Source organism: Kitasatospora cystarginea (genome assembly GCF_039533515.1).
Lineage (GTDB): Bacteria > Actinomycetota > Actinomycetes > Streptomycetales > Streptomycetaceae > Kitasatospora > Kitasatospora cystarginea.
This window is the reverse complement of sequence record NZ_BAAATR010000063.1, coordinates 1-25084: the sequence shown is the minus strand read 5'-3', so window position 1 is coordinate 25084 and position 25084 is coordinate 1. Positions and strand designations below refer to the sequence as shown.

The following is a 25084-nucleotide window of genomic DNA, read 5'->3' as shown; positions in this document are numbered from 1 at the left end:
ACCTGCGATGCGGATCCACACGAGTTTCCAGTCCCGTACGTCCCGGGACATGCCCGGCAGCGTCATCAGCTCGCGCGGGGCACGCTCCGCATCCCCCGGTGCCGGGGCTGGCCGGCGGGGGCGGGAGAACGGAACGGCGCTGGTCACCCCTCCACCGTAATTCGAACGATTGTTCCCATTCAAGTTTTACTCATCTGCCGATCCGGCCATCGGCGCAGGTCCCACGGGTCTCCTGAAGGCCCGGTCACCGCAGGTCCGGCTGGGTAGGCATCGAACAGGGGTGGGACGCGACGGGGGACCGGACCTGGAGGCTGGCGATGTCGAACGCGATCGCGAAGCTCTCGATCACCTTCAGCCTGGTGTCGATCCCGGTGACCGTGATGGCCGCGACCGGTCCCGGCCGGCACGAGGTACCGCTCCACCTGGTCCACACCGCGGACGGCGGCCGGATCCGGAACAAACGCGTATGCGAGCTGGACGGGGCCGAGATCCCCTACGAAGACATCGCGCGCGGCTACGAGGCCCCGGACGGGCGCACCGTGGTACTCACGCGGGATGACCTCGCCGACCTGCCGCTCGCCACCACCCGGGAGATCCGCGTCCTCGGCTTCCTGGACGCGGACCGGGTGGATCCGATCGCCTACGACCGCGCCTACTACCTGGCACCGTCGATGCCGGCCGGGGAGCGCCCGTACGCGTTACTGCGCCGGGCCATGCTCGATGCCGGCCAGGTCGGCATCGCCCGCGTGGCGCTGAGGACGAAGGAGAGTCTGGCCGTGCAGAGGCCGAGCAGGTGCTGCGGCGCTTCACCCGCGGCGGCCCCAGGCACCCCACCTACCAGGCCCTCGAAGAACTCGGCCGTGCCACCAGCCGCAAGGCAGACCGGGGACAGGAAGGTCGTCAATGTGTTGAGGCGATCCCGGCGGTGGGTGGGCGTCGTAGAGTTACTCGCGGACCAGGGCGTTCACTCTGGGATGCCCGTCACCACTGTCCCCGCCCAGGCCCGCGAGCAGGCGCAGCCCGTCCTCGGCAGGGCTGTCGGGGGCCGCGGACAGCACCAGCAGCTCCATGCCCGATTCGTCCGGTAGCGCGAAGTTCTCCTGGTGCAGTTCCAGCAGTCCGACCAGCGGGTGCCGGTACGCCTTGCGTCCATGTGTGCGGGCGCGCACGTCCGCGCGGGCCCAGAGGCGGCGGAAGCGCTCGCTACCCATCGCCAGCTCGCCGATGAGCGAGGCCAGGCGGGGGTCCTCGGGGTATTTGCCGACGGCCAGGCGCAGGTGCCCGACCACGTCGAGGGTGCATTTCTCCCAGTCCGTGTAAAGACCGCGCTCGGCTTCCTCAAGAAAGATGTGCCGGGCGGTGTTCAGGCCCGGCATCGGCCGACCGAAGAGGAGCCCCGCGAGCCGGTTCCCGGCGAGTACGTCCAGGCGGTGGTCCATGATCAGCGCGGGTGCGTCGGCAACCAGGTCGAGGACGCGCAGCAGCTCCGGCCGGACCCGGCCGCCCGGCGTCTTCGCGCGGCGGCGGCGCTGCCGGGCGAGGCGGTAGAGGTGCCCGCGTTCCGTTTCGTCGAGGTCGAGGACGCGGGCGAGCGCGTCGAGGACCTGCTCGGAGGGCTGGGTCGCGCGGCCCTGCTCCAGGCGTATGTAGTAGTCGACGCTGACTCCGGACAGGTGCGCGACCTCTTCGCGGCGCAACCCTTCGACCCGGCGGCGGCTGTCGGTGGGGATGCCAACGACCGCCGGGTCGACCCGGGAACGCCTCGTCCGAAGGAAGCCCGCAAGATCGTCCATGCCCCCAGTATGGCCTCGGCTGCGCCCGTGAAGGTGGTCCTGCCGTTACCAGGAAGTCCCGTCCGATGGAAGAGGCGGCCCTGAACGCCGGGCGCCGCGGCACCCAGAATCGAAGGCACCCGATCCGAAGGAGTTCCCATGAAGACGCTGATTGTCTACGCCCACCCAGAGCCGAAGTCACTCAACAGCTCGCTGAAGGACCTCGCGGTGTCCACATTGGAGACCGCCGGACACGAGGTACGGGTGAGCGATCTGTACGCGATGAACTGGAAGGCGGTCGTGGACGCCGCGGACTACGGCCCCGAGGCCTCAAGTCCGCTGAAGGTCGCCCTGGACTCGGGCCGGGCCTTCGATGCCGGGACGCTCACCCCGGACGTCCTCGCCGAGCAGGAGAAGCTGCTCTGGGCCGACACGATCATCTTCCAGTTCCCGCTGTGGTGGTACACGATGCCCGCGATCCTCAAGGGCTGGGTGGACCGGGTGTTCACCTACCGCTTCGCGTACGGCGTCGGCGAGCACAACGACACCAAGTACGGTGAGCGCTTCGGCGAAGGCACCCTCGCGGGCAGGAGGGCTCTGCTGTCGGTAACCGCCGGCGGCCCGGAGTCGCACTACGCCGCTCGCGGGATCAACGGCCCCATCGACGACCTGCTGTTCCCGTTCCAGCACGGCATCCTCTACTACCCGGGCATCGAGGTGCTGCCGCCCTTCGTGCTGTACGGCACCGACCGGATGACCGGCGAGGACTACCCGGACGTCGCCAAGGCCTGGGAGCAGCGCCTGCTCACCCTGGAGTCCACCGAGCCGATCGCGTTCCGGCGGCAGAACTTCGGCGACTACGAGATCCCCTCGCTGCACCTGAAGGAGGGGCTGGAGCCCGCGGGCCGCACGGGTTTCGGGCTGCACGTGCGCGGCTAACCGCCGACGATGGACAGGACGAGCTGGGGCGCGAACCCGAGGGCCGTGGCGGCGGTGCGGGTGAGCGCCACCAGGCAGGGTGTAACGGCGGGTTCCTCCGACGCGCTGTGCCTGCCGTCGGAGAGGACGGCGGCACGGCATGTGTAGTAGACGAGACCGATGGCCGCGTCAAGGGCCGCGATGATCGCCAGCCAGAGTGCGTCGCCGTCAAGGAGGCCCTGCACGCCCGAAGCTGCCGCGAAGCGGCAAGTACCTGAGAGTGATTCTCCACTCATCGATAGTCACTGACGGTCGGCCGGGTGTTGTTTCATAGATGGTGGCTCGTGAAACACCCGGCCGCCCGCTGGCCCACCTGCGGCGATCATGTCTCATGAGTTGTTGCAAACGACTGGACTTCTGAGAGAGGCTCTGCAATCTGACACCGGACCACCTGCAACTCGGCGACAAGCACGCCCACCTGATGCTCGGCCGACAGCCCGTCCTACTGCCCCCACGACTGGCTGGGCTGCTGCAACAGCTGGTGGAAGATCCTCTGCCCGACTCACGAGCTCTGTTTTGCCCACGCCACCCCAGGCCCCCGACTGCTTTCCCGGGCTTGGTCCCAGGAAAGCCCATCGCGACTCCGCCATGACGCAGAAGCTCAACCGACACGGGGGGTGCGGGCGGCCCGCAACTCCGCCCTCGCCGCCGACCTCCCCAGCCCCATCCTCGCCGCCCTGACCGGCATGCACCGCCACACCGCCATCCGCTGGGTCACCTACGCCCGGCGGACTGGGCTGAGTACCTCGCAGCCCGGGTCGACGATGACAGTCGACCCGGGCGGAACCGGAAGGAGTCACCATGACAGAGCCCAAGCGGATGAACGAAGAAGTGCTGGCCGGAGGCGGCGTCAACCATGTCGTGCGGGTCGGCTCGACTGTTCGACGACCCGTGGGGCCGTGGACCCACACGGTCCACGCTCTGCTTGATCACCTGAAGGAGGCGGGGTTCGCCGGTGCCCCACGAGCTCACGGCTTCGATGCCGACGGCCGGGAAATCCTCGATTTCCTCCCCGGTCATGTCGCCAACTACCCGCTGCCGGACTATGTGCGATCAGACGCGACCTTGCAGGCCGTGGCTGTGATGTTGCGGCATTACCACGACGCCACCGTCAGCTTCACCCCTGCGGCGGACGCCAGTTGGTACTTGCCCAGCCGCGAGCCGGCCGAGGTGATCTGCCACGGCGACGTCGCTCCCTACAACTGCGTTTTCCACGACGGGAGGCCGGTCGCGTTCATCGACTTCGACACCGCCCACCCCGGTCCTCGTATCTGGGACCTCGCCTACGCCGCCTACCGGTTCGTGCCGCTGACCGATCCGGGCAACGGCGACTTCACCCTGCCCATTGAGGAACAGTCCCGCCGACTTCGACTCCTCGCAGACGCCTACCAGCTTGACGACAACGATCGCGCAGCGCTGGCCGACACGGCCCGGGACCGCTTGGAACACCTGGTCCGCTACATGCATAAGCAAGCAGACGCTGGCACCGCCGCGTTCGCCGAGCACATCGCCGCCGGACACGACTCCCTCTATCTCACCGACGCGGCACACATCGCCCGCCACGCAACAGCCTTCACGGAGGCGCTGAGCCGGACCGCCCCACAGCAGTGAACTCCAGGTCGGCGGGGCAGGAATAGTGCACGGTAGGAATAACCCCCTCCTGCCAGTAGTGCTCGGCATGCGGGCGGGTTGCTGCCCCGACCCAGAACACGGACCGAATGGCTCCCGCGGACGCCACCTGATCCGCACCCAGGCCGATGACGTCGAGATCGAGTCGTCCAGTGTGTTCAACACCAACACCCACGGGACCTTCACCGACGTCGATCTGGAGACGCGCCGCCCCGACCGGCTGGTACCGCCGATGGCCGGTACCACCGCGATCGGGGCGGTCGTGCATCTGCTGGCCACCACCATCGAGGAGGGCCGAGACCTTTCCTCGATGAGCTGCAGCCTGGCCGACACCGCCTAGCGTCTGCTGCTGGCCTGACAGCCCGGCCTCACTTCAGGTGCCGGGCGAAGAACCGGTCCCCGTCGTCCACCTCGAACCACGGGGTGCCGGCATGCCCGCCCAGATTGGCGTGCAGCGTCTTCTCCTTGGTGCCGAAGGCGTCGAACAGGTCCAGGGCCAGCTGCCGGTCGTTCCCTTCGTCGTCCCACTGCAGCAGGAACAGCAGCGGAATGGTGACCTGCCGGGCCTCCTCGCGCAGGGCGCGGGGCACGAAACCCCCGGCGAAGAAACCGGCGGCCGAGATGCGCGGCTCGACCACCGCCAGCCGAATGCCGATGGCGGTCATCCCCGAGTACCCGACCGGGCCGCCGATCTCCGGCAGCGAAAGGAGGGCGTCCAGAGTGGTCCGCCATTCCGGGACCGCCTTTTCGACCAGCGGGACGATGAAGGACTCGAAGATCTCGTCGACCGGCTCTCCGGCCGCCATCGCCCGGCGGAGGTCGGCGCGAGCCTGCTCGTCGACGGCGGAACGGGGCCGGTCACCGTGCCCGGGGTGGTCGATGGCGGCCACCGCGTAGCCGTACTCCGCCGCGGAGTGCCGGGCCCGGGCCACCAGCCGGGATTCCCGCTTGTGCAAGCCACCGTTGTGGCCCATCAGGATCAGCGGGGCCGGTGCGGATCCAGGCGTCCACAGGACACCGGGGATCTCGCCGAGGGTGAATTCGCGTTCGAGGACGCCGTCGTCGAGGCGCTGTTCAGAAGTGAATCGCATGGTCGTGCCTTTCGGGAGTGCTCAGAGACGGCGCTCCCGGACGACCTATCGTCCGACCGTGACCACGGAGGAGAGCACCCATGTCGATACTGCGTTCACGGGTACCACCTCCTCGTTCTCTCGCACGGCTCCGCAAACCTAGCAGTGGTCGTGGTGGTCCGCCAACAGGTTTTTGCGGAGACTCCGCTGCTCGCCGCGAAGGCGGTCACGCTCAGGCAGCAAGATCCAACGGATTCACAGCCGCTCGCTTGACAAGTGCAGAGAAGAGTTCAACTCTCAACACGCTAACTTGACAGAGAGCAATGCTCAAGACCTGTGGATCGACTCTGGGAGGAACGCAGAGGGCGTACCTTCCCGAATGATCCTGTGATGGTCATCGAGTAGGCCGACGTTGCAGCGTCGGCCAGGAAGGCACGCCCTGTGCTCACCGTAGTCAACGAGGACGGCACCACGCGGGACGGCTCCCTGCTGGACGAGATCGTCCGCGAAGGCGCGAGGAGGATGCTGGCCGCCGCGCTGGAGGCCGAAGTCAACTCCTACATCGCCGAGCTGACCCACGAGAAGGACGAGACGGGACGGCGCCGGGTGGTCCGCAACGGCTACCACCAGCCCCGGAAGGTCACCACTGCCGCCGGCGTGATCGAGGTCAAGGCCCCGCGGGTGAATGACAAGCGCGTTGACGAGGCCACCGGCGAGCGCAAGCGGTTCTCCTCAGGGATCCTGCCGCCGTGGTGCCGCAAGTCCCCGAAGATCGCGGAGGTGCTGCCGCTGCTCTACCTGCACGGCCTGTCCTCCGGGGACTTCGTCCCGGCGATGGAGCAGTTCCTCGGCAGCTCGGCCGGGCTCTCTCCGGCTACGGTCACCCGGCTGACCACCCAGTGGCAGGCCGACCATGCCGCCTTCCAGGATCGTGACCTGTCCGGCACCGACTACGTCTATGTCTGGGTCGATGGCATCCACCTGCGCATACGCCTGGACGAAGCCAAGGCCGCCGTCCTGGTCGTGATCGGGGTCCGCACGGATGGCACCAAGGAACTGGTCGCGATGGCGGACGGCTACCGGGAGTCGGCCGAGTCGTGGGCCTCGCTGCTGCGGGACTGCGTGAGACGGGGTATGCGCGCGCCTGTGCTGGCGGTCGGCGACGGGGCGCTCGGGTTCTGGAAGGCCCTGCGCGAGGTCTTCCCCGACACGCGCGAACAAAGATGCTGGGTCCACAAAACGGCCAATGCCCTGGACGCCATGCCGAAGTCGGCCCAACCGGCGGCGAAGAAGGCGATCCAGGACATCTACAACGCCGAGGACCGCGAGCACGCCGAACAGGCCGTCCAGACCTTTGCCAAGCTCTACGGGGCGAGGTTTCCCAAGGCCGTCAAGAAGATCACCGACGACCAGGACGTGCTGCGGGAGTTCTACGACTACCCGGCGGAGCACTGGGTCCATCTGCGGACCACCAACCCGATCGAGTCGACCTTCGCCACCGTCCGGCTCCACACGAAAGTCACCAAGGGCGCCGGCTCTCGCGCCGCCGGCCTGGCGATGTGTTCAAGCTCGTCGAGTCGGCCCAGGCCCGTTGGCGGGCCGTCAACGGCGCCCACCTCGCCCCGCTCGTCCGCGCTGGAGCCCGCTTCGAGCGCGGAGCCCTGATGGAGCCTGACCGAGCGGCGGCATAAATACTCGGCCGGTCCTGCGTTGCACCGAGTTCTGGCTAAGGCAGGCGGACCGGAACTGCTGGACCTGCTGGCCAAGGGGCTGACCGGGACGGATCTGACCACACTGCTCCTGGAAGTCTTCCGACGCCGCGCCGATCGGCTCACCCCGGCCGAGGTGATGCGGCGCTATCGCACCGACCGGTTCGTGACCCCGGCCCCGACAGGGTTCGCGCAAATACGACGAGCCGAAGACTTCCTGCTCTCGGCGCTGCCGGATGACTTCCAGATGCTCACCTTGGCCCCGCTCGTCCCCCTGGCAGCGCATACGGCGGTCGCGACCGTCGACCCGCGCAAGGTCGTCGCCACCATTCGTGGCAGCGAGGTCGCAGCCGACCCGACCAATGCCCTGGCCCTGGAGGCAGCCCAGCGGAGATCCCAGGCCCTGGCCGCCGATCCCCGCTCGGCCGTGCCGGTCCGGATGGCCGCCAGCCAACGAGTCGTGCGTGCCCAGCACTTCGACGCGCCCGGCATGCTCGCCCACTTCCGTTGCGGGCCCTCAGCGCCAGCAGCGCCGAATCGGCGCGCGCGGCCGGCGAGAAGTACGCGGTACCGCTGGCCTTCAGCAACGCGGAGGAGCTGGCCCGCAGTGAGGAAGTCGACCTCGTGGTCGTGACGGTGCGGGTCCCCCAGCGCCTGGAACTCATCCGGCCTGCGCTCGAAGCGGGAAAAATGGTGTTCAGCGAGTGGCCGCTCGGCGCCGACCTCGCGCAGGCTGAGGAGCTGGCCGACCGCGCGCACCTCGGCGGGCTGCTGACGGCCGTCGGCCTGCAGGCCCGGTCGGCTCCGCCGCTTCGGTATCTGCGCGACCTGGTCGCCGAGGGCTACGCGGGGCGCGTGCTGTCGACCAGCATGCTCGGGTCGGGCCGGCCCTGGGGCGCCACCTACGACGACGACCACGCGTACGTGCTGGACGTCACGAGCGGTGCCACACTTCTGTCGATCCCCTTCGGACACTCGGTCGATGCGCTGACCATGGTGCTCGGCGAGTTCCGCGAAGTATCGGCTCGCATCGAGAACCCGCGTCCCGAGGTCACCCACGTGACGAGCGGGGCGGTCGCGGCCAAGAGTACCGAGGACCAGATCGCCGTGACCGGTCTGCTCGACTCGGGGGCCGTGGTCGCGATGCACTTCCGCGGCGGCACATCCCGCGCCACCAGCTTCCACTGGGAGATCAACGGCACCCAGGGCGATCTCGTCGTGAAGGCCGACCACGGCCTGTGGTGGATGGGGCGGCTACGCCTGTACGGCGCCCGAGGCGACGACAGCGGCTTGGCCGAACTTCCGGTCCCCGCCCGCTATCAGCGGTCGCTGACGCACTGGACCGAACGATCCGCCGAGCCCACCTACAACGTCGCCCACGAGTATGCGCTTCTCCGCGACCAGATCACCGGAACCCTCGCACCGGGCACGGACGGCGTCCCCGACTTCCGGCACGCCGTCCGTCGGCACCGCATGCTGGAACAGATCCGAGAGGCGGCACGAACCGGCCGGAAGGTCACACTCGCGGACCAAAGCCCGTGAAAGCGAGCAAGCCCTACAGCACAGGCGGCTAGCCAAACCGGTTGACCGCCCGCCGATCTGCGATTGCCGGCTCGCGACCAGTCCTACAGTGCTCAATGAGGCCGCCGGCCCGGACCTACGAACCCCAGCGCACCCAGACAACCTGAGCAGCCCGGCTGCCGCTCCATGGCGGTGTGGTCGGTGGCGCAAGGGCACGGGCAGGTCGAAGTCGGCGGGCTGGCTCTTGGTGACCAGGTGGGCGGGCAGGTCGCCCCACCACCGGCGTGGCCACTGTGCCTCTCCCCTTCTCGGCTACTGCGAGGTTGAACGGCAGCCGCCACCTGGTGGCAGCGGCAACGCCGAGCAAACCCCCGTGACCCCGGTGCATCCCATCGGGGTCAACGAGTGGGCCGGCGGCCGGTTCGACGGACACGCGCACCAGCCAGCACAAGAGCCGCGACGAAGACGACCACGGCAACGACCAGCAGGTAGAACAGGCCTTTGGCAAGAGCACCAATGAAACCGAGGACCACGGCCGCCAGGAGCAGAACCAGAATCCACACCGTGGACACAGCCCTCCTCACACGTCAGCGCCGGGCGAGGCGGCGTTCGCCACCCGCACCGGGCACGTAGTCGAGCCGGTAGTGGGCGAACACCGAGGGCTCCTCCTCGGCCGGCAGGACACCATCGATGCCGATCCAGGGGGCATCCTTCACCAACGCCTTGGAATGGGCGACCCGAACATAGCCGGGACCCACAGTGGCACCGGCCAATGGGACGAAGACCAGGCGGTGGCGGGTCGGCAACCCGACCATGACGGTGGCGAACGCGGGATCATCGGTGGCCGTGTCGACATACACGGACTCGAGAGTTCCGATCTTCTTGCCGTTCTGGTCGACGACAGCGTGCTCGCGCCACTCCCGGATGTCGGCGATCTGAATCATTCGCAGCCTCCCGTCTCAAACGGCTCTCAGGATCCATCATGGCTGGACAGCGCCGCAGCCGGCGCCGCGAAGTCGGAGAACTTGCAGCATGACGGCCGCCCCCGTCTCGGACGACGTCGTTCCCGGCGGCCGTGAACGCGGCGGCCGTCGTTGCCTCCCACACTCCCCGGCCACCGTCGACCAGCTCCAGGAGGCCAGGAGCAGAGCTGGCTGACGCCCCATGGGGGTACACCTGCGGTGCCTGAGGCTTCGAGTACCTCAACACCGAGCCATAACACCGCGGGACCAGCGGAGACCCCTTGCGGAGTCGTTCAGCGGACCCAGGTGCCGGTGAGGGTCTGGACGGCGGAGCCGTCGAGGTCGGCGAGCGTGGTGGCGACGAAGTCGCGGGCCCACTCGGAGGTCTGGATGCGGAAGGCCGGGCGGTCGCTGGTCAGGGCCTCGATGATCGGGGTGGCGGCCTCGGCCGGGGTCTGGGCGTTACCGAAGGACTGCCGGGTGCGGGCGACGTACGCCTCAAGGGCCGGGGCGTAGGGCCCGGCCGCGGCGAGCAGAGCAGGGACGTCCAGGCCGAGGTTGGCGACGAACTCGCTCGCGACCGCGCCCGGTTCGACCACGGCGACGTCGACGCCGACGGTGGCGGCGACGGGGGCGAGCGACTCCATGAAGCCCTCGACGGCGAACTTGGCCGCGCAGTACGCCTCGTTGAAGGGTTGGCCGACGACGCCGCCGACACTGGTGACGGTGATCACGCGGCCCTGGGTGGCGCGCAGGTACGGCAGGGCGGCGCGGGTGGTGGCCACCACACCGAAGAAGTTGACCTCCATGGCGGCCCGGACCTCGTCGACGCTCATCAGCTCGATGGTGCCGACCTGGGCGGCGCCTGCGTTGTTGACCAGGGCGTCGAGGCGGCCGTGCTCGGCGATCACCTCGTCCAGGCAGGCGGCGATGCTCCCGGGGTCGACCACGTCCAGGCGCTTGACCTGGATGCGGTCACCGACGCCGTTCTCGGCGGCCGCCTTCAACAGCGCATCGGCCTTGCCCATGTCGCGCATGGTGGCGATGGTCATCCAGCCGGCCCGGGCGGCGCCGATGGCGGTGGCCAGGCCGATGCCGGAGGACGTGCCGGTGATCAAGACGGTCTTCGGGGAAGTCATGAGAATTCTCCTTCTCAAGCGTACTGGCGTCGGCCAATAACCGGGGAGCTCCCCGGTTGACTGCCACAATAACCGGGGAGCTCCCCGGTTGTCCAAGCAGACCGATCCCCTGACGGAGGGAGCAGCCTTGACCACCCAGCCGAGCCCGTTGCGTGCTGATGCCCGCCGCAACCGGGAGCGCATCCCCGAAGCGGCCGTGCGCGCGTTCTCCGAGAACGGTCCGCCGCCGGGCGGCCGGGACGGCGGGGCGTAAGGTCGGGGTCAGCCGGTGACGGTCTCGGCCATGTGCCCGTGGAGCGCGTCCAGGAGCGCAGTCTGCTGCTCGGTCAGCTTCCCGTCTGCGCAGGCCTCGTCCTGCTTGCGCAGCCACGTGCCAGGCCGGAACGCGGGGTCCGCCTCGCCGCCGGTGCGATTGCGGGGCCGACGAGGATTCCGCCGGCCGCGAGGTAGGCGAGCAGGCGCCGGTAGGAGCGGCCCCAGTCCGGCTCCAGCCTTGACCCGCTGGGAAGCCGCACTCAACGCCTTCGAGATCGCTTTCGACGGCCGCTTCTCCGTCGTCCCCGCTGACTCAACCCAACCGGGTTACACCGAAGAAGACCGTACAGACCCGTCAGTCACGGGCACGGAGACTGGCTTCCTCGAGGTCGAGTTCGCGCTGGATCCGGCGCCGGGTGGCGTTGCTGATCATGTTTGCTTCGTAGAGGCGCTGGAGCTCGGCCGCCTCAATGCCGATGAGTGTCCGGCGTATCTCGCGGTAGGCGTCGGCGGGACGGGCGTCCGGGTCGCTGTAGTGGGCATCTTCCGCTTGGTGGATGCGCGCCTCCAGATGGCGACGCGCCTGTTTCAAGGCAGTCTCAGCGGCGGCGCCCAGTTCGGCGAGCTCATCCAGATCGCCGAGCTGTTTGAGCTCTTCGAGAGCGGTGTGGGCAATGTGTCGGCGGGTCCGGGCCTCCTCGCGGGCGGTGTGCTCCGGTTCCAGAGCGATGCCCGAGCGGCGGACGACAGGAGCGAGGGTGAACCCCTGGAAAACAACGGTGAGCGCGATGGTCCCGGTGGTGAGCGTGAGGATGAGCGCCCGGTGCGGCAGCGGCGCCCCTGTGTGGGTGACCAGGGGGATGGAGAGCGCGGCGGCCAGCGGCATGACGCCTCGGGTGCCCGCCCAGGACAGGACGGCCGGAACGCGCCAGGAGAGGCGACTGTCGCCCTCCTTCTGCCGGTACTGGATCAGGGCGGACAGCGGGAAGATCCACAGCAGACGGATCGCCAGCACGGTGAAGGCGATCACCGGCACCCACAGCGGCCAGCCGTGCTCGTCGTGCGTGAGGTGACGGACGGCGGAGGGGAGCTCGAGACCGATGAGGGCGAAGACGGCGCTCTCCAGCAGGAAAGTCACGGTGTCGTAGACGGCGTGGATCTGGAGACGGACGGGGGCATTGCTGACCTTGTGGCCCGTACTGCCGAGGACCACCCCGGACACGATGACGGCCGTCACGCCGGAGGCGTGCAAGTCCTCCGCGATGACGTACGAGGCGTACGGAGTGACCAGTGCGATGACGGTCTCCAGCACGGGGTCCTCGGTCCGTCTGCGGATGAGGGTCACCACTGCGGCGACCGCCGCGCCGATGAGGGCTCCTCCGCCCGCGAGGATCAGGAACTGCTCGACGGTCCCGGACACGGTGATGGCGCTGCCGGAAACCGCGGTCGCCACGGCGACCTTGTACAGAACCAGCGACGTGGCGTCGTTGAACAGGCTTTCCGCCTGCACCATGGCCTGCACGCGCGGTGGGAGGGACAGGCGCCGGCCGAGTGCGGTAACGGCCACGGGGTCGGTGCTGGCCAGGACGGCGCCAAGGATCAACGCGGTCGCGGTGGTGAGTGGAGTGATCGCTCGGGCGACGTACCCGACGACGACGGCCGAGGCCAGGACCAGACCGAAGACCAGGCCGGTCACAGGCCGCCACACGCTGCGCAGGTCGCGGACAGACATTTCCCCGGCCGCGGCGTAGAGCAGTGGCGGCAGCACCAGCACGCTGATCACGTGAGGCGGCAGGCGGACCTCGGGAACCCAGGGCATGAGCCCGACGACCAGACCGGCAATGACGAGGAGCGAGGGAGCGGGCAAGCTCCAGCGCCGGGCACCGGTCGCCACAGCCGTGGCCAGGACCACGAGCAGCAGGATGACGGTCAGGCCAGTCATGCAGCGTCCCCAGTGGGTTACGGTTTGTTACCCCCCTCTGACCAGGTGCTCTATCAACGTAACCGGATTACGGACGCCAGCCCACCGCTACGGGAGCCGGGGCCCACACCACCTCGCGCGGCCGGCTCCAGCCGGACGCGGGGGAGAAGAAGCCCGCCGCAGGCACGCCAACCCGAGCGGTGGTCCATACGGACACGGGCGGCCCGATCGACGCGGTCATCGCCTTCAGCACGATCTTCACCACCCTGCTGAGCTCGTCGAGTCCGGCCGGACCCGCTGGCGTGCGATCACCGGCGCCCACCTGGTCCCGCACGGGTGCCCGCTTCGAGAACGGCCAACTGGTCGAACGCACCGAGAACCGCGCGGCCTGAGGTGAATGCCACGATGGCGCGCCACCGTCGGCTTTCGGTTCTGCGAGGCTGCCTTCGGTGCTGGCGGGCAGCTGCTCGATGGGCTTGGCGAGCGCGACCTCGATCGGGAGGCGAAAAGGCGGCATGGCTCCACTCGGAAGAGTCGATCCGGCACCCGGGCGCCTGGCCCGTGAAGAACGCGAAGGCTTCGGGTGCGGCGTCGATCATCGCCTGCTGCTCGACTGGTGAAGGGTCCGTATTCCAACCCGGCGCTGTTCGCGATCCCAGGGCCAGGGGACATCTGACCGCTGGCACGTGCGGAACCTTCATCACCCAGCGCTGCCGCCTGGTCGGATCGGCCACCGCCGGCCACCGCCTCGCCCTCCTGCTGCACGACCTGTCCGGCCACCACATACAGTCCGTCGAACGGGCTCGCGGTGGTCGACACCGCCGAGGAGCTCGACGCCGGCTGGCTCGACAAAAGGCCGCACCGATGACCAACAACTGGAACACCCTGGGCTACGTACGGGCCGTGGGTCGCCGCCCTGCGCGTGCCGGCCCGCCGACCGACCGACGAGGAGCGCGCGAACCTCGACCTCCCCCGCTCGCTCTACCCGGTGGCCGACGAACGGACCGTGCAGCGTGCAGTATTCGACCCGTCGCTGCGCGGCTACGTGAAAGCGATGCGCGCCGGCGGCTCCGCATTCGACGACCCGGCCGTCGGCGCCCGCTGGTACGGCGCACGCCGCAAGGCGCTGGACACCGTGCTCGCCGCTGTCGCCGCCTCGCCTTGGACCGACCACCTGGTGCTGCGCGGCTCGGTGCTGCTCACCGCCTGGTACGGCAAGGCCGCCCGCGAGCCCGGCGACCTCGACTTCGTCGTCACCCCCGCCGACTGGGAGCTGGCAAACCCGCGCACCTTCGCCGGCCGCGCCGGGGAGGACCTGCGCGGGGTGGACTCGGACGGAATCCGGCGGCACCGGGACACGTTGGACCCAGCTCCTCGCAACACCGCTCGTAGCGGTCACGCCAGAGGTTGCCGGGGCCCTGCGGCCCCTGCGTGCGGGGTTGGAGGTGGCGCCTACGGCGTCACCCGCAGACGGGCACAGCACCGCGGATTGGCAAAAGGGTCGGCCATGCGGGCCGCTCGAGGGCGCCTGGCGCGTACTCAACCCGGTAACCAGCGGTGCCCGCATCCGGCCCATGCAGGGCTCTCACCCAGCCCGCACACAACCAACCGGCGAACCACCGACCCGCCACGCAGGCACAACAGGTCACGCTTCCGGCCAGTCGGCCGCACGAGCGGGTGCGGCCCGGCCGCGGTGCGCCGAAGCTGGGAGGGTGAGCATGATCGTCGTCCTGGAGAACCCTGGCTCGGCCCACGTGGTGGTGCACGCGGCCGCGTCCGATCCCGACATGCCGAGCGCCCCCGGCCCGGTCACCGCCTGCGGCCTCGACACCGCCGATATGGTCAGAAACGCGTGGCAGCCAAGCAAACCCGGCCAACACTGGTCGCCACCCGAACTGAGCAGCCGCATCTGCCCACACTGCGACCACGCCATCCGACCCACGTAGAACACCGACACCACCCACACACGACCGCCGGCCGCACACCGAGCAGCGAAAAGACCGCCCAGGCCCCGCCAACCGCCCCCTGCAGGCCGCCCGCGACCCTCGGGCCCCGCCCCGTTCCAGACGGTCCAGCGACCTACGCCGAGATCCCGCACGGACCGCGGCGCACCCCCGTGGCGCCGCGGTCCGTCCGCTGCCATTACGGCAGGTAGTGCACTTCGGGGAAGGCCCGCGACGGCCCGTCGAGCAGGTGGCCCCGGTGGTGGCACAGGTGCTGGTCGAAGAAGGCGAGCGGGTATGCCTGCTGGATCTTCACCGCGCGGGCGGGATCGAGGGTGCCGATCCAGTTCTTCAGCTGCTGGTCGCTCATGCCGACCAGCTTCGCCAGCTGTGGCATTAGCACCTGGGTGTCGCCGTAGGACTGGTGGGTTGCGCCGTCGGCCTGGACGTTGAGCCGCCAGCCCTTCAGATGGGACCAGAACACGGCCACGTTCGGGTCCTGGGCGCGGGTGAACCTGGCGGTCATCATCATGAACGGCCGGTCGAGGTCGGTGGTGATCGTGGGCATCGGTCCGGGCTGCATCGGTCCGTCCAGGCTCAGCCCGGCCCGCACCCGCTGATCGGCCAGCATGACACAGGCGGTGGCCCTGCCTCCCTTCGACCAGCCGAACATGCCGATGTCGAGCGGGTCGAGGGTGCCGAGCAGGCCGTCGGGGAGCGCGAGGTTGTCGACGTCGGGGTTGCGTCCGGCGGCGAGGTCCTGGACGCAGTCGAGCACGAAGCGTGCGTCGGTGGCATAGTCCATCGGGGACAGCGTCGGGTGCGTGGAGTCCCTGATCTGGGGGACGACGCGGCCGTCGGGGAACTCGGTGAAGCCGTCGTAGGTGTGGTCGACGGTGACCACGACGTAGCCGTGGCTGGCGAGTTCCTGGACCATGATCGTGTGGTCGGCCCGGTGGCTGCCCGAGCCGTGTGAGTAGACGACGACGGGCAGGCGGTGGCCGCACCGGTGGACGGGCGCGCCCAGGTGGCCCGACGTGAGCAGGGCGAGGGACGGAGGGAGCGGGAAGCCGACGTCGTCGAGGAAGGCGCGCATGGCGCCTTCGGCCATCCAGGGGGCGAGCGGGTAGTCGTCGACGTCCCGGGCGGGGTACCAGACGCTCGCCATCAACTCGCGGTAGTGGCCCGCCCCGGCCGCCGGGTCCGGCCGGGAGGTGTCGAGCAGGTGCAGGGCGACCATGCCGACGGGGTGTGGGCCGGTGGGCTCGGGCAGGGTGAGCCTCCCGGGGGCGGCCGCGGAGGCCGCCCGGGAGGTGGAGGCCAGGCCGAGCGGGGCCGCGGCGCCCAAGGCCATTGCGGTACCCAGAATGCGACGGCGCGTCAGTGCATCTCGGCTTGCGAACGGCGTGGTGTCCATGCCCGGAACGGTGTCACGCGGCGTGGGCGGAGAGCATCAGTCCACCGAGTGATCTGCCCGCCGCCCGCATTGGCCCGCAGGTTTACCTCCCCAGACTGATGCCGGGGGCGTTTCAAAGCTTCGGTGATCTTGTAGACGAGCCGGCGAGGGATGTTCAGGAGGTCGAGCGGGAGGCTGAAAGGGCCGTAGGTGACGTGGCGGAGGCCGGGCGCAGCGCCTTGTTCGACGTCTCCTGCGGGCCCAGCGGCAAAGTCCTTGAACGCTGCGCGGCGGTCCTCGAGCCGGTCCGTGCCGGCCACGGCCCGGGCCCACAGCCGCTCCGGCCGGTCCTCGTCCTTCAGTAACTCGGCGGCCTCCAGCGGGTCGGTGGCGAACGCGCGGGCGGAGCCGATCCGGGAATGGAAGGTGATGACCCGGCGCAGGCCGAGGTCGGCGACCGCGCGCAACACCGCGATCTGCAACGCGCGCGGCGGAACAGGTCCTCGTTGGAGCGCTGCGCCTTGAGGCCGGCGACGGCGGGCAGGTCGAGCAGTTCGCACAGGTCCTCGTCCGTGACCAGCGGTACGAGGACGCGGTAGTCAGCGAGGTAGCCGTGCTCGGTGCCCTGCCCGAGCGACCAGCGGTAGACGGTGGGGCCGTAGATCCGTTCGTCGTCCATCGAGCAGATCATGGTGCCTTCGGCGACGTCGACGACCTCGTGCGGGACTCGGGTCCCGTCGACCGCGGGGTGGCGGTGAAGTACCAGCGCCGGGCGGCGGGCACCTGGTCGTCGTCGCGGACGGCCCGCCCACGGCTTGCCGTCCGATCTGGTGGTTCGGTGCGCCTCGTCCACCACCACCAGGTCCCAGGCGGGCAGACCGAAGTCGCGGCGGCCGTCGCCGATCTGCGCGAGCGGCCGGACGCGCCCACCGCCGAGCCGGAGGCCGCGCCGGGCCCGGGCGGATATCCGGTCGACGCGTGGCGGGCAATGGCCGCCCGGGGGCACGACCTGGCGCGGCAGCAGCTGACCGTCCGGCGCGAGCCGGGCTGCTCGCTCCGGAGGCTGTGCCTGGCTACGTCGCCGAGCAGCTGCTCGCCTGCCGCCGCTACGCCCTGGCCCGCAACGCGCGAGCCGTCGGCCGGTTCTGACGGACCGCAGGTCAGCGGGGGCGGCTTATGGGTCCGGGCCTGCCTCGGAGTGCGCCCCGCCGGTGATGGCCCGGTTGTGCGACTCGGGTCCGATGGGCGCCCGGCTGCAGCGCATCCGGGCGCGGTGTTCGGGTGAGCGGTCGCCGTCAGCTGATCACCAGGACATGTCGTCGACGAGGGCAACCGCATGACCGGTCGGCGCCGCTGCCGATCCGGTCGGTGCGGCTACGTCGCCCCAGCTCGTATCGGCCATGGTCACCGGCTTTACGGGGGCCGTGGCAGCGCCGACCGACACGACGACGGTTGCCGCGAAGGCAGCCAGAACTGCTGCAATACGGGTGCGAGACATGGGTGTACCTCTTCCGCTACTCAGAAGACGGGTTCGGGGCCAGACAAGGATCTTGCTCTGGCACGCACTAGTGTTCACATTCGTAGTCGTCGTTTCAAGCGCTTCAGTGCCGTCGCCAGCAGGAGTGGAAAGCCGCTCCTCCCGTCGGTTCACCCCTCGGCCCGCCTTTTCGAGCCGAGGAAGGCGAGCGGCCACTTTGCGACTGACGTTCTGTCACGTAGGGCCGTGGGCCCGGTAGTCGGTGGATCGGGCACGTCGTGTACCGTGACCCTCCTCACACAGACTCAGATCCGGCCGAGTCGCATGTACCGGACAGCTGAGCAGTGACCCCCCAACCACTTTGTACCTATCGTCAGGGAGTTACCGAAAGTGCACCACCCCCTGCGCCGGACTCTTCCGGCTCTGGCGGCCCTCGGCATAGCCGTGGGCGCCCCGGTCCTCACCGCCGGAACCGCACACGCCGTCATGCACGACTGCGGCGAGGTCGCCGTGCAGTACTCGGTCGACGGCGGCAGCCACTGGATCAACGGCGGCCGGATGTCCGAGCCGCACGGCACCATCCAGGTCCGCCTCGTCGGCGAGACCTCGCCGGGCTGCGACTACAAGGTCTCACTGGCCTCCTACAGCACCGAGGGTCCGGACTGGGGGACCTCGGGCACCCAGACCTTCCTCGGCTGGGCCACCACCACGCTCAACCACGACCGCCCCCAGGCCACCCTGGACGTCAGCGCGCATCTGCCGAAGTGCTTCGGCCAGATCGACCTGTACGCCGGCGACCAGAAGTTCGACGGTGTCAGCAACCCGGCACCGCACTTCCCCGACACCGTCGTCCCGCGCAACCTGATCACCGCGTGGAACGGCGGCTCCGCCTGCCAGCCGACCCCCTCAAGCAGCCCGTCCGCACCGGTGAGCCCGAACCCGGTGCCGCCGAGCCACCCAGCCGGCTCGCCGTCGCCCAGCGCCTCGGTTCCGCCGTCCGCCTCCCCCAAGCCATCGCACTCGCCAAGTACTCCGACCCGGACGGGCCACCCGAGCTCGGCGCCATCGGCACCGGCCCCCTCCGCTTCCGAGCCGGTCGGCACGCCCTCGGTCAAGCCGGTCTCGGACAAGCCCGCCCCTGTCCTGGCCAGCACCGGTAGCGACGGCGGACAGATGATCGCGACCGCCGTCGGCGGCGTCGCCCTGCTCGCCCTCGGCGCCGGCGCAGTGGTCTTCAGCCGCCGCCGCGCCGCCCGCCGCTGACACACCGTCCGGCGGACGCCCGCAGCCCTTGGCCACCCGGCCACCGGGCTGCGGGCGTCCGCCTGCGAGCAGGCTCTCCCTGCGATACCCGGACTTCGGCGGCGCGCTGGGGCCGGCAGTACCGAAGGCCGACCGTGGCCTCGACTACCCGCGCCGCTGAGCCAGGTGGCGGAGGTACTCCGCGCGGTTGAGCTGCTTCCCGTCCGTCCGACGGCCGGCCGAGCAGGCGCCCGCCGGACGGCAGCAAAAAGGCCGGCACCACCGCAAGGTGAGCCGGCCTCTTTCCGTACGGCGGGCGCGGGCTGGCTGCACCGGCCTCAGATCCGGCCACGGCGCGCCGCCAGCCTGGGGGGCGGGATCTGTCCGGTGCCGCGCAGCGCGAGTGCCGCGGCGCGGGTGCGCTCAAGCCAGTGGGTCACCTGGCGCAGTGTGGCCGTATCGAGGCGGCGGGTGACTTCCCGCTCGGCCTGGTGGTCGTCGTCGGTGATGAAGCCGAGGCGACGGCCGTGGTCGTACTCGTCCTGATCTTTCCAGCGGGCGGCGGAAAGGGCGCCGATCGAAGGCTTCCACAACCCCCGACGCCGCCATTCGGCGAACGGCCAACTCGGCCCAGCCGAGTTCGAACGTCGTCACACCACGAAGACACCACATGGAGTGCTCTACGCAGCCGAATAGCTCGCAAGCCCATCGGTGTCTGTCAGGCCGGGGCAACTCCACACCTCGCCGGTCCGGGTCCTTTCACACGACGTCGACGCCACGCAGCAGTAGCCCCTAGCGATCGACGTCCGCCGAGCTCGCGCTGATCACTGAGTATTTCCGGCGTTGCCTCTCCACGGTGAGGACCGCCTTGGCAGCTGACGTGTGCCAGTTGGGGCTGCAGCGGGCGTGTCGGAGGATGCGCCAATGCTTGACGGTCTCCTTCGCCGTGTCCCACTCCGCGCGGGCCAGCAGCTCCGTGGCGACCAGCAGCTTCGTAGCGACCAGCAACTCCAGCAGGTCGTCGCCATCGCGAGCGGTCGGCGAATTGTCTTGGCCGGGGAGGAACATGACGAGTATTGAGCCATCCATCCCGTTGCGCGAAGCGGTATTTTGTGGCCCATTCCAGAGGTCGGTACGGTCCGATTCATGGAGTGGAACTTTCAGACGGCCGAAGAACTCGCGGCTGCCCTGCGCGCCGGTGAAGTGACCTCGGCGGAACTGACCGACGAGGCGATCGCCCGTATCGAGCGGGACGACAAGGCGATCAACGCGATCTGTGTGCCGGACTTCGACCGTGCACGGGCCGCCGCGCGCGGTGCCGATCAGGCGCGCGCCCGCGGCGAGGACCGGCCGCTGCTCGGCATTCCGGTGACGGTCAAAGAGTCCTACAACATCGCCGGGCTGCCCACGACCTGGGGCATGCCGCAACACCGGGACTACATGCCGGCCGAGGACGCGGTACAGGTGTCGCGGCTCAAGGCCGCGGGCGCGGTGGTGCTGGGTAAGACCAATGTGCCCTTGGGGCTGCAAGATATCCAGAGCTTCAACGAGATCTACGGCACCACTAACAATCCGTGGGATCACGGTCGCACGTCGGGTGGGTCCTCGGGCGGATCAGCGGCGGCCCTGGCGTCCGGGTTCGGCGCGTTGTCGATCGGCTCCGACCTCGCCGGTTCGCTGCGCACCCCCGCGCATTTCTGCGGCATCTATGCGCACAAGCCGACACTCGGACTGGCGGCAACCCGCGGCATGGTCGCGCCGCCGGCACCGCCATTGCCGGTCGACCTCGACCTCGCCGTCGTCGGTCCGATGGCGCGCACTGCCCGCGACCTCACGCTCCTGCTCGACGTCATGGCCGGACCGGACCCGCTGACGCTCGGCAAGGCGTACGACGTGACGCTGCCGCCCGCGCGCCACGAGCGGCTCGGCGACTTCCGGGTCTTGGTCCTTGACGAGCATCCGCTCATTGCGACCGGGTCCGCTGTGCGGGCGGGCGTGAACCGGGTGGCCGACGCGCTTGTCGACGGCGGCGCCCGCGTCGAACGGCACAGTCCGCTGCTGCCCGATCTGACCGAAGCCGCGATGCTTTACAGGCAGTTGATGTTTTCGGGCTCTGTCGCACGTTTTCCCGTCGACTCCTACGAGCAGCTGCGGACCCGCGCCGCCGGACTGAGCGCGGACGACCAGAGTCTCGATGCGGCGCTGCTGCGCGGGATGGTGTTGAGCCACCGCGACTGGATCGAGGCGAACAGCCGTCGTGAGCTCCACCGCCACGGCTGGCGGCAGCTCTTCGCCGAGTTCGATGCCGTGGTGTGTCCGATCACGCCGACTCCCGCGTTCCCGCACGACCACAACCCCAATCCGCTGGAACGCCGGATCGACATCGACGGCGTCGAGTACCCGTACTTCGACCAGCTAGTCTGGGCCGGTCTGGCCACCATGCCCGGCCTACCAGCCACCGCCATACCAGCGGGCCGGTCCCCCGAGGGTCTGCCGGTGGGAGTGCAGGTCATCGGTCCGATGTTCGAGGACCGCACCCCGCTGCGGCTGGCTGAACTGCTCGAGCAGAAGATCGGCGGCTTCCAGGCACCGAAGTAGGGCGTACTACCTGGGTGTCCGTCGACGGCGAGGTGCGGATCACGACGAGATCCTCCGAATGCGCGCAGTCGCTGCCGGAACGCGAATGTCACCCGCCTCCCGCAACACGACAGAAGGTCGTCGGACCATGCTGACACAACACGCCAGAGTGAAGTCGATACAGATGCCCCGGCCTTATCGCCACACAAGCAGCAACCAGCATCACGAATGCGGCACCCGAGACCGCTCCGCTGGAGCCGGGACAGGCCTGTCCGGCACCGGCAAGCCCGTCGACCGTGCAACCCACCGACCGGGCCTCGCCGCCCCGGCACACCAGCGTCCACCTCGGCATGCCCGACTTCCGCACCAACGCCGGCCGACTCGCCAGGGCTCGGGGGCGCGACGGCCTGGCAAGGACGAGAGCGAGCCGTAGACGTAGCGGTCAGGAGACGACGGGGCTGCGGCGCTCCACTGCCCCTGGTGGCGGCACAGGTGCTCGCGGGTGCCGACCACCCAGAAGTCAGCCTTAGCGGTAGCGCGTGAGACGATTCGATGGTGGTTGTCGTCGCATGAGGCGCCGCGCCCGTGGGAGGCGCAGGGTGCGGCGACAGGTTGGGCCGTGATCGCTGCCCCTTGGGAGGTTCCTCGGGGCAGCTTCCCGGCGACGTTGATATGCACTCGAAAGGATGTAACTGATGGCTCAGGCTACTGCGCGTCACATTCTGGTCGGCTCTGAAGACAAGGCGAATGAGCTGAAGGCGCAGATCGAGGCTGGGGCTGATTTCGCCGAGGTCGCAAAGGCGAACTCCACATGTCCCTCCCGCAGCCAGGGCGGCGACCTGGGTTCGTTCGGTCCGGGGCAGATGGTTCGCGAGTTCGACACGGTCGTCTTCTCGGCCCCGGTCGGTGTGCTCCAGGGGCCGGTGAAGACCCAGTTCGGTTACCACCTCATTGAGGTGACCAGCCGCCAGGACTGACGTGACGGTCCCTTTGCAGCGGGTCTGCTGGCGACGCCCGGTGCTCTTCTCCCTCCCGCCCGGCTGATGGGTTCCGTCAGCCGCTGATGTTCGGCCTGCCTGCGCCGCCCGGGTGCGGGCAGGCCATCCACCCGGCGCACCATCGTGCACCTCGGCAGGTCCGACTTCCGCACCGCCGATCGACTCACTTCAGGCACACGACATTTGATCTTTAACGATGGCATATGTCGGCGTACACCTGACGGGCGAACGCCGACAGCATGGCTTGTGAACTGGGCTGATGCAACGGGATGTGAGACAGGGCGACTGGGCTGGGGCTCAGCTTAAGCTCACATCCCGTTGCCACTCAGGCGTGTGTGCCGCCGATCTCAGGCATGGTTGCCGCTGATCTGTATTCAAGGTCGAAGAGAGCGATGGACGTCATCACCCCACTGCCGAGCTTCTTGTGGCGGGTCAGGGGCGTTGACGCTACCTCTTGCCACTCTTCAATCTGGTGCCGCTCCAGTCCTTGCCGACGCTTACGCTCTTGGCCGGGGAGAGGCCGGCCGTCTGAGCGGCATCGTTGATGTCGCTCGGCTCGACGTAGCCGTCCCGTCCGTCCTTCGGAATGAGGAGCCAGATCGTGCCGCCGTCTTCGAGGAGTCCGATCGCGTCGACCAACGCGTCGGTGAGGTCGCCGTCCTCGTCGCGGTGCCAGAGCAGCACAACGTCGGCGACGTCGTCATAGTCCTCGTCGACCAGGTCCTGACCGATGAGCGACTCGATGCCCTCGCGCAGGTCTTGGTCGACGTCGTCGTCGTATCCGATCTCCTGAACGACTTGGCCGGGCTCGAACCCGAGCCGGCCGGCCGGATTGGTCCGCTCCTCCGCGTGATCTGCTGTTGTCGACACGATGGTCTCCTTCGGGACGGATGCGCCTGCCGCGCATCTCCGCCGGTAGCCAAGCAGGCCCGTCCGACGCCCCTGGTGACAACTCGCCACCTCTCGACCAATCTCGCCCTGCACGGTGACCGTCAGACCGAACTGGCGGAAGGCTGACAGGCAGCCTCATATGACGTTGTCGCTCACCAGCAGATCCGACAACGAGGCCTGAGACAGCGACAACCGGAGTGAGATGGGAGACCAGCACTCGCGGTAGGGGCGACTCCAGTTCGGATCCATCCGCCACAGCTCGTCCAGCGCGTCGAGCTTTGCGGCCTGGTCGTTGGTGAGGTTCTCGGCCTCGCGCTGGCGGCGCATCCGCCGCCCGGCCGCGTAGTCGTCCAGCTTCGCCGTGGCGGGGATCGCGAGGTGCCCGTGCTGCTGGTAGAAGGCCTTCGCGTATGCGTGGCCGCGCTCCCAGGCGCCTGCGTTCTTCGACCAGATCATGCCGAGCGTGTCCAGCTCCGAGACGCGGGCGGGGTCGAGCAGGCCCTGGCCACCCAGGTGGCGCTGGCGGGCGAGTCAGGAGATCAGCTCAGCGTGCTTGGTCTTGTCGGTTGGGTCGAGGTGGCCGTGCCCGGTGAAGCACACCGCCGCGATGGCGTGCATCCGCAGCCACTCGATCGACGGCTCCGGCACCGAGGGCTGCTCGCCCTCGCCAGTCTTGGTGCTCTCGCGTTCGGAAGCCTTGGTCGTGGTGGTGTGCTGGGTGCCCTGGGAGCGGCCGGTGCACGGCTCGGTGATCCGGCCGACCGCTCGGGCGTCGTGCGCCGCCAGGGCGTGCGGGACCCGCCAGATGGTGCGGAAGGAGGACGCTTCGATCTCGGCGTCGGCATCAACTACGCCACGGTGGCGGTTTGGCGGGTGTTCCTGACCGTGCTGCTGCTGACCGCTCATCGATCGTTCGGCCGGATGTAGGGCGAGCCGGAGCATGGGGAAAGGCGACCTTCCCCGGTAGGGAGAGCGTTTTTCCCTCCCGACTTAGGTCGTCGGCAGCGGGATTCGCGCGGCCGTGGTGCCGAGCCCGGTGGGGCTCAGGAGCTCCCGGCCATGGTGGCGACGCAGATCGGCCTCCGGGAAGTGGCCCGTGAGGCCGTGCCAGTGGAGGTTGCCGGGTCATGAAGCAGGCTGCAGGCCGCCCACGCCCGGATCGAGACCGAGGCCGCTGACGAGGCCCGCCGGCACGCCCAGGACAAGGAACGCCGCCGCAGCAGCGCACCGACGGCAGCGACGAGCAGGCCGTGGTCGACACCGGCGAGAAGGCCGCCGCGAAGGCGAGGCCAAGCCGAACAGCGGCAGCCTGCCGGTCGGTGAGGTTCTCCGCGTACTGCAGCACCGATACCAGCGCCGGTCGCGCCGGCGACAAGCCGCGACGCCCATCAGCGGGGTACCAATCCGCGAAGCCCTGGTCCGTGTATCGGAATCTGCACAGCACTATGGCACCAAAATTTCAACACGGGCAACGCAGAATGCCCCCTCCCGTTTCCGGGAGGGGGCATTCTGTCATCAAAATTTGTTCGGCGGCGTCCTACTCTCCCACAGGGTCCCCCCTGCAGTACCATCGGCGCTGTGAGGCTTAGCTTCCGGGTTCGGAA

General features: G+C 69.1%; 25 protein-coding genes, 1 rRNA gene and 3 pseudogenes. 12 read left to right on the top strand and 17 right to left on the bottom strand.

Annotation, left to right across the window (positions count from 1 at the left end; all coding sequences use genetic code 11):
• Window positions 1-317 precede the first annotated feature (317 nt).
• Window positions 318-731: pseudogene (locus ABD369_RS37415) on the top strand (Ku protein); the annotation flags it as partial.
• A 213-nt stretch (window positions 732-944) separates the two neighbouring features.
• Here the strand turns inward: ABD369_RS37415 and ABD369_RS37410 are convergent.
• Complete coding sequence (locus ABD369_RS37410) at window positions 945-1793, bottom strand: helix-turn-helix transcriptional regulator (RefSeq protein WP_344641111.1); 849 nt, start codon at window positions 1791-1793, stop codon at window positions 945-947.
• Between the two features lie 138 nt (window positions 1794-1931).
• On the opposite strand from ABD369_RS37410, the gene ABD369_RS37405 reads away from it, so the two are divergent.
• The gene (locus ABD369_RS37405) at window positions 1932-2711 is read left to right on the top strand and encodes an NAD(P)H-dependent oxidoreductase (RefSeq protein ID WP_344641110.1); all 780 of its coding nucleotides are present in this window, start codon (window positions 1932-1934) and stop codon (window positions 2709-2711) included.
• Here ABD369_RS37405 and ABD369_RS37400 read toward each other — a convergent pair.
• On the bottom strand, window positions 2708-2935 hold the full coding sequence (locus ABD369_RS37400) for a hypothetical protein (RefSeq protein WP_344641109.1): 228 nt from the start codon (window positions 2933-2935) through the stop codon (window positions 2708-2710). The two genes, ABD369_RS37405 and ABD369_RS37400, sit on opposite strands and share 4 nt — an antisense overlap.
• 616 nt (window positions 2936-3551) lie before the next feature.
• Here ABD369_RS37400 and ABD369_RS37395 point away from each other — a divergent pair.
• Window positions 3552-4361 (top strand): phosphotransferase enzyme family protein, encoded by an 810-nt coding sequence (locus tag ABD369_RS37395; protein WP_344641108.1) that lies wholly within the window; start codon window positions 3552-3554, stop codon window positions 4359-4361.
• Window positions 4362-4533: 172 nt separating this feature from the next.
• On the top strand, window positions 4534-4719 hold the full coding sequence (locus ABD369_RS37390; RefSeq protein WP_344641107.1) for a hypothetical protein: 186 nt from the start codon (window positions 4534-4536) through the stop codon (window positions 4717-4719).
• Window positions 4720-4747: 28 nt separating this feature from the next.
• Here the strand turns inward: ABD369_RS37390 and ABD369_RS37385 are convergent, their stop codons facing one another.
• Entirely contained in the window at window positions 4748-5470 is a 723-nt protein-coding gene (locus ABD369_RS37385; RefSeq protein ID WP_344641106.1) for a dienelactone hydrolase family protein, read from the bottom strand.
• A gap of 420 nt (window positions 5471-5890) precedes the next feature.
• Between ABD369_RS37385 and ABD369_RS37380 the strand changes: the two are divergent.
• Window positions 5891-7140, top strand: a pseudogene (locus ABD369_RS37380) (IS256 family transposase).
• Between the two features lie 525 nt (window positions 7141-7665).
• Window positions 7666-8700 carry a Gfo/Idh/MocA family protein gene (locus ABD369_RS37375; protein ID WP_344641105.1) on the top strand — a complete coding sequence of 345 codons (1035 nt, stop codon included), beginning with the start codon at window positions 7666-7668 and terminating at the stop codon, window positions 8698-8700.
• A gap of 377 nt (window positions 8701-9077) precedes the next feature.
• On the opposite strand, the gene ABD369_RS37370 is transcribed toward ABD369_RS37375, so the two are convergent.
• The 3 genes from ABD369_RS37370 to ABD369_RS37360 form a co-directional block, all read right to left on the bottom strand.
• Window positions 9078-9251 carry a hypothetical protein gene (locus ABD369_RS37370; protein WP_344641104.1) on the bottom strand — a complete coding sequence of 58 codons (174 nt, stop codon included), beginning with the start codon at window positions 9249-9251 and terminating at the stop codon, window positions 9078-9080.
• Window positions 9252-9266: 15 nt separating this feature from the next.
• Window positions 9267-9623, bottom strand: a complete 357-nt coding sequence (locus ABD369_RS37365; RefSeq protein WP_344641103.1) for a PRC-barrel domain-containing protein — start codon at window positions 9621-9623, stop codon at window positions 9267-9269.
• A gap of 311 nt (window positions 9624-9934) precedes the next feature.
• Window positions 9935-10780 (bottom strand): SDR family oxidoreductase, encoded by an 846-nt coding sequence (locus tag ABD369_RS37360; protein ID WP_344641102.1) that lies wholly within the window; start codon window positions 10778-10780, stop codon window positions 9935-9937.
• A 127-nt stretch (window positions 10781-10907) separates the two neighbouring features.
• Here ABD369_RS37360 and ABD369_RS37355 point away from each other — a divergent pair, with 127 nt between their 5' ends.
• Entirely contained in the window at window positions 10908-11033 is a 126-nt protein-coding gene (locus ABD369_RS37355) for a hypothetical protein (RefSeq protein WP_344641101.1), read from the top strand.
• Window positions 11034-11390: 357 nt separating this feature from the next.
• Here the strand turns inward: ABD369_RS37355 and ABD369_RS37350 are convergent, their stop codons facing one another.
• Together ABD369_RS37350 and ABD369_RS37345 are read right to left on the bottom strand one after the other, a co-directional pair.
• A complete protein-coding gene (locus ABD369_RS37350) occupies window positions 11391-12977 on the bottom strand; it encodes a Na+/H+ antiporter (protein ID WP_344641100.1) in 1587 nt (528 codons plus the stop codon).
• Between the two features lie 67 nt (window positions 12978-13044).
• A complete protein-coding gene (locus tag ABD369_RS37345; protein ID WP_344641099.1) occupies window positions 13045-13473 on the bottom strand; it encodes a hypothetical protein in 429 nt (142 codons plus the stop codon).
• A 537-nt stretch (window positions 13474-14010) separates the two neighbouring features.
• Between ABD369_RS37345 and ABD369_RS37340 the strand changes: the two are divergent.
• Window positions 14011-14223: pseudogene (locus tag ABD369_RS37340) on the top strand (nucleotidyl transferase AbiEii/AbiGii toxin family protein); the annotation flags it as partial.
• A 451-nt stretch (window positions 14224-14674) separates the two neighbouring features.
• Window positions 14675-14902, top strand: coding sequence for a hypothetical protein (locus tag ABD369_RS37335; protein ID WP_344641098.1), 228 nt, complete (start codon window positions 14675-14677; stop codon window positions 14900-14902).
• A gap of 196 nt (window positions 14903-15098) precedes the next feature.
• Here ABD369_RS37335 and ABD369_RS37330 read toward each other — a convergent pair whose 3' ends face one another.
• The 3 genes from ABD369_RS37330 to ABD369_RS37320 form a co-directional block, all read right to left on the bottom strand.
• Window positions 15099-16253 (bottom strand): alpha/beta hydrolase family protein, encoded by a 1155-nt coding sequence (locus ABD369_RS37330; RefSeq protein ID WP_344641097.1) that lies wholly within the window; start codon window positions 16251-16253, stop codon window positions 15099-15101.
• A 26-nt stretch (window positions 16254-16279) separates the two neighbouring features.
• Window positions 16280-16777 (bottom strand): hypothetical protein, encoded by a 498-nt coding sequence (locus ABD369_RS37325; RefSeq protein WP_344641096.1) that lies wholly within the window; start codon window positions 16775-16777, stop codon window positions 16280-16282.
• Between the two features lie 821 nt (window positions 16778-17598).
• Complete coding sequence (locus ABD369_RS37320; RefSeq protein WP_344641095.1) at window positions 17599-17793, bottom strand: hypothetical protein; 195 nt, start codon at window positions 17791-17793, stop codon at window positions 17599-17601.
• 369 nt (window positions 17794-18162) lie between these two features.
• Between ABD369_RS37320 and ABD369_RS37315 the strand changes: the two genes are divergently transcribed.
• The gene (locus ABD369_RS37315) at window positions 18163-19035 is read left to right on the top strand and encodes an LPXTG cell wall anchor domain-containing protein (RefSeq protein WP_344641094.1); all 873 of its coding nucleotides are present in this window, start codon (window positions 18163-18165) and stop codon (window positions 19033-19035) included.
• A 317-nt stretch (window positions 19036-19352) separates the two neighbouring features.
• Here ABD369_RS37315 and ABD369_RS37310 read toward each other — a convergent pair whose 3' ends face one another.
• Window positions 19353-19607, bottom strand: coding sequence for a hypothetical protein (locus ABD369_RS37310; RefSeq protein WP_344641093.1), 255 nt, complete (start codon window positions 19605-19607; stop codon window positions 19353-19355).
• Window positions 19608-19806: 199 nt separating this feature from the next.
• Window positions 19807-20082: a hypothetical protein gene (locus tag ABD369_RS37305; RefSeq protein ID WP_344641112.1), complete on the bottom strand. Its 276-nt coding sequence runs from the start codon at window positions 20080-20082 to the stop codon at window positions 19807-19809.
• Between the two features lie 78 nt (window positions 20083-20160).
• On the opposite strand from ABD369_RS37305, the gene ABD369_RS37300 reads away from it, so the two are divergent.
• Both ABD369_RS37300 and ABD369_RS37295 read left to right on the top strand, forming a co-directional pair.
• Window positions 20161-21612 (top strand): amidase, encoded by a 1452-nt coding sequence (locus tag ABD369_RS37300; protein ID WP_344641092.1) that lies wholly within the window; start codon window positions 20161-20163, stop codon window positions 21610-21612.
• 674 nt (window positions 21613-22286) lie between these two features.
• A complete protein-coding gene (locus ABD369_RS37295) occupies window positions 22287-22568 on the top strand; it encodes a peptidylprolyl isomerase (RefSeq protein ID WP_344641091.1) in 282 nt (93 codons plus the stop codon).
• Between the two features lie 468 nt (window positions 22569-23036).
• On the opposite strand, the gene ABD369_RS37290 is transcribed toward ABD369_RS37295, so the two are convergent.
• From ABD369_RS37290 to rrf, 4 genes are all read right to left on the bottom strand, one after another.
• Window positions 23037-23459, bottom strand: coding sequence for a DUF3052 domain-containing protein (locus ABD369_RS37290; RefSeq protein WP_344641090.1), 423 nt, complete (start codon window positions 23457-23459; stop codon window positions 23037-23039).
• Window positions 23460-23615: 156 nt separating this feature from the next.
• Window positions 23616-23936: a helicase associated domain-containing protein gene (locus tag ABD369_RS37285; protein ID WP_344641089.1), complete on the bottom strand. Its 321-nt coding sequence runs from the start codon at window positions 23934-23936 to the stop codon at window positions 23616-23618.
• Between the two features lie 75 nt (window positions 23937-24011).
• On the bottom strand, window positions 24012-24386 hold the full coding sequence (locus ABD369_RS37280; RefSeq protein WP_344641088.1) for a hypothetical protein: 375 nt from the start codon (window positions 24384-24386) through the stop codon (window positions 24012-24014).
• Between the two features lie 618 nt (window positions 24387-25004).
• Window positions 25005-25084 (bottom strand): 5S ribosomal RNA (gene rrf, locus ABD369_RS37270); the annotation flags it as partial.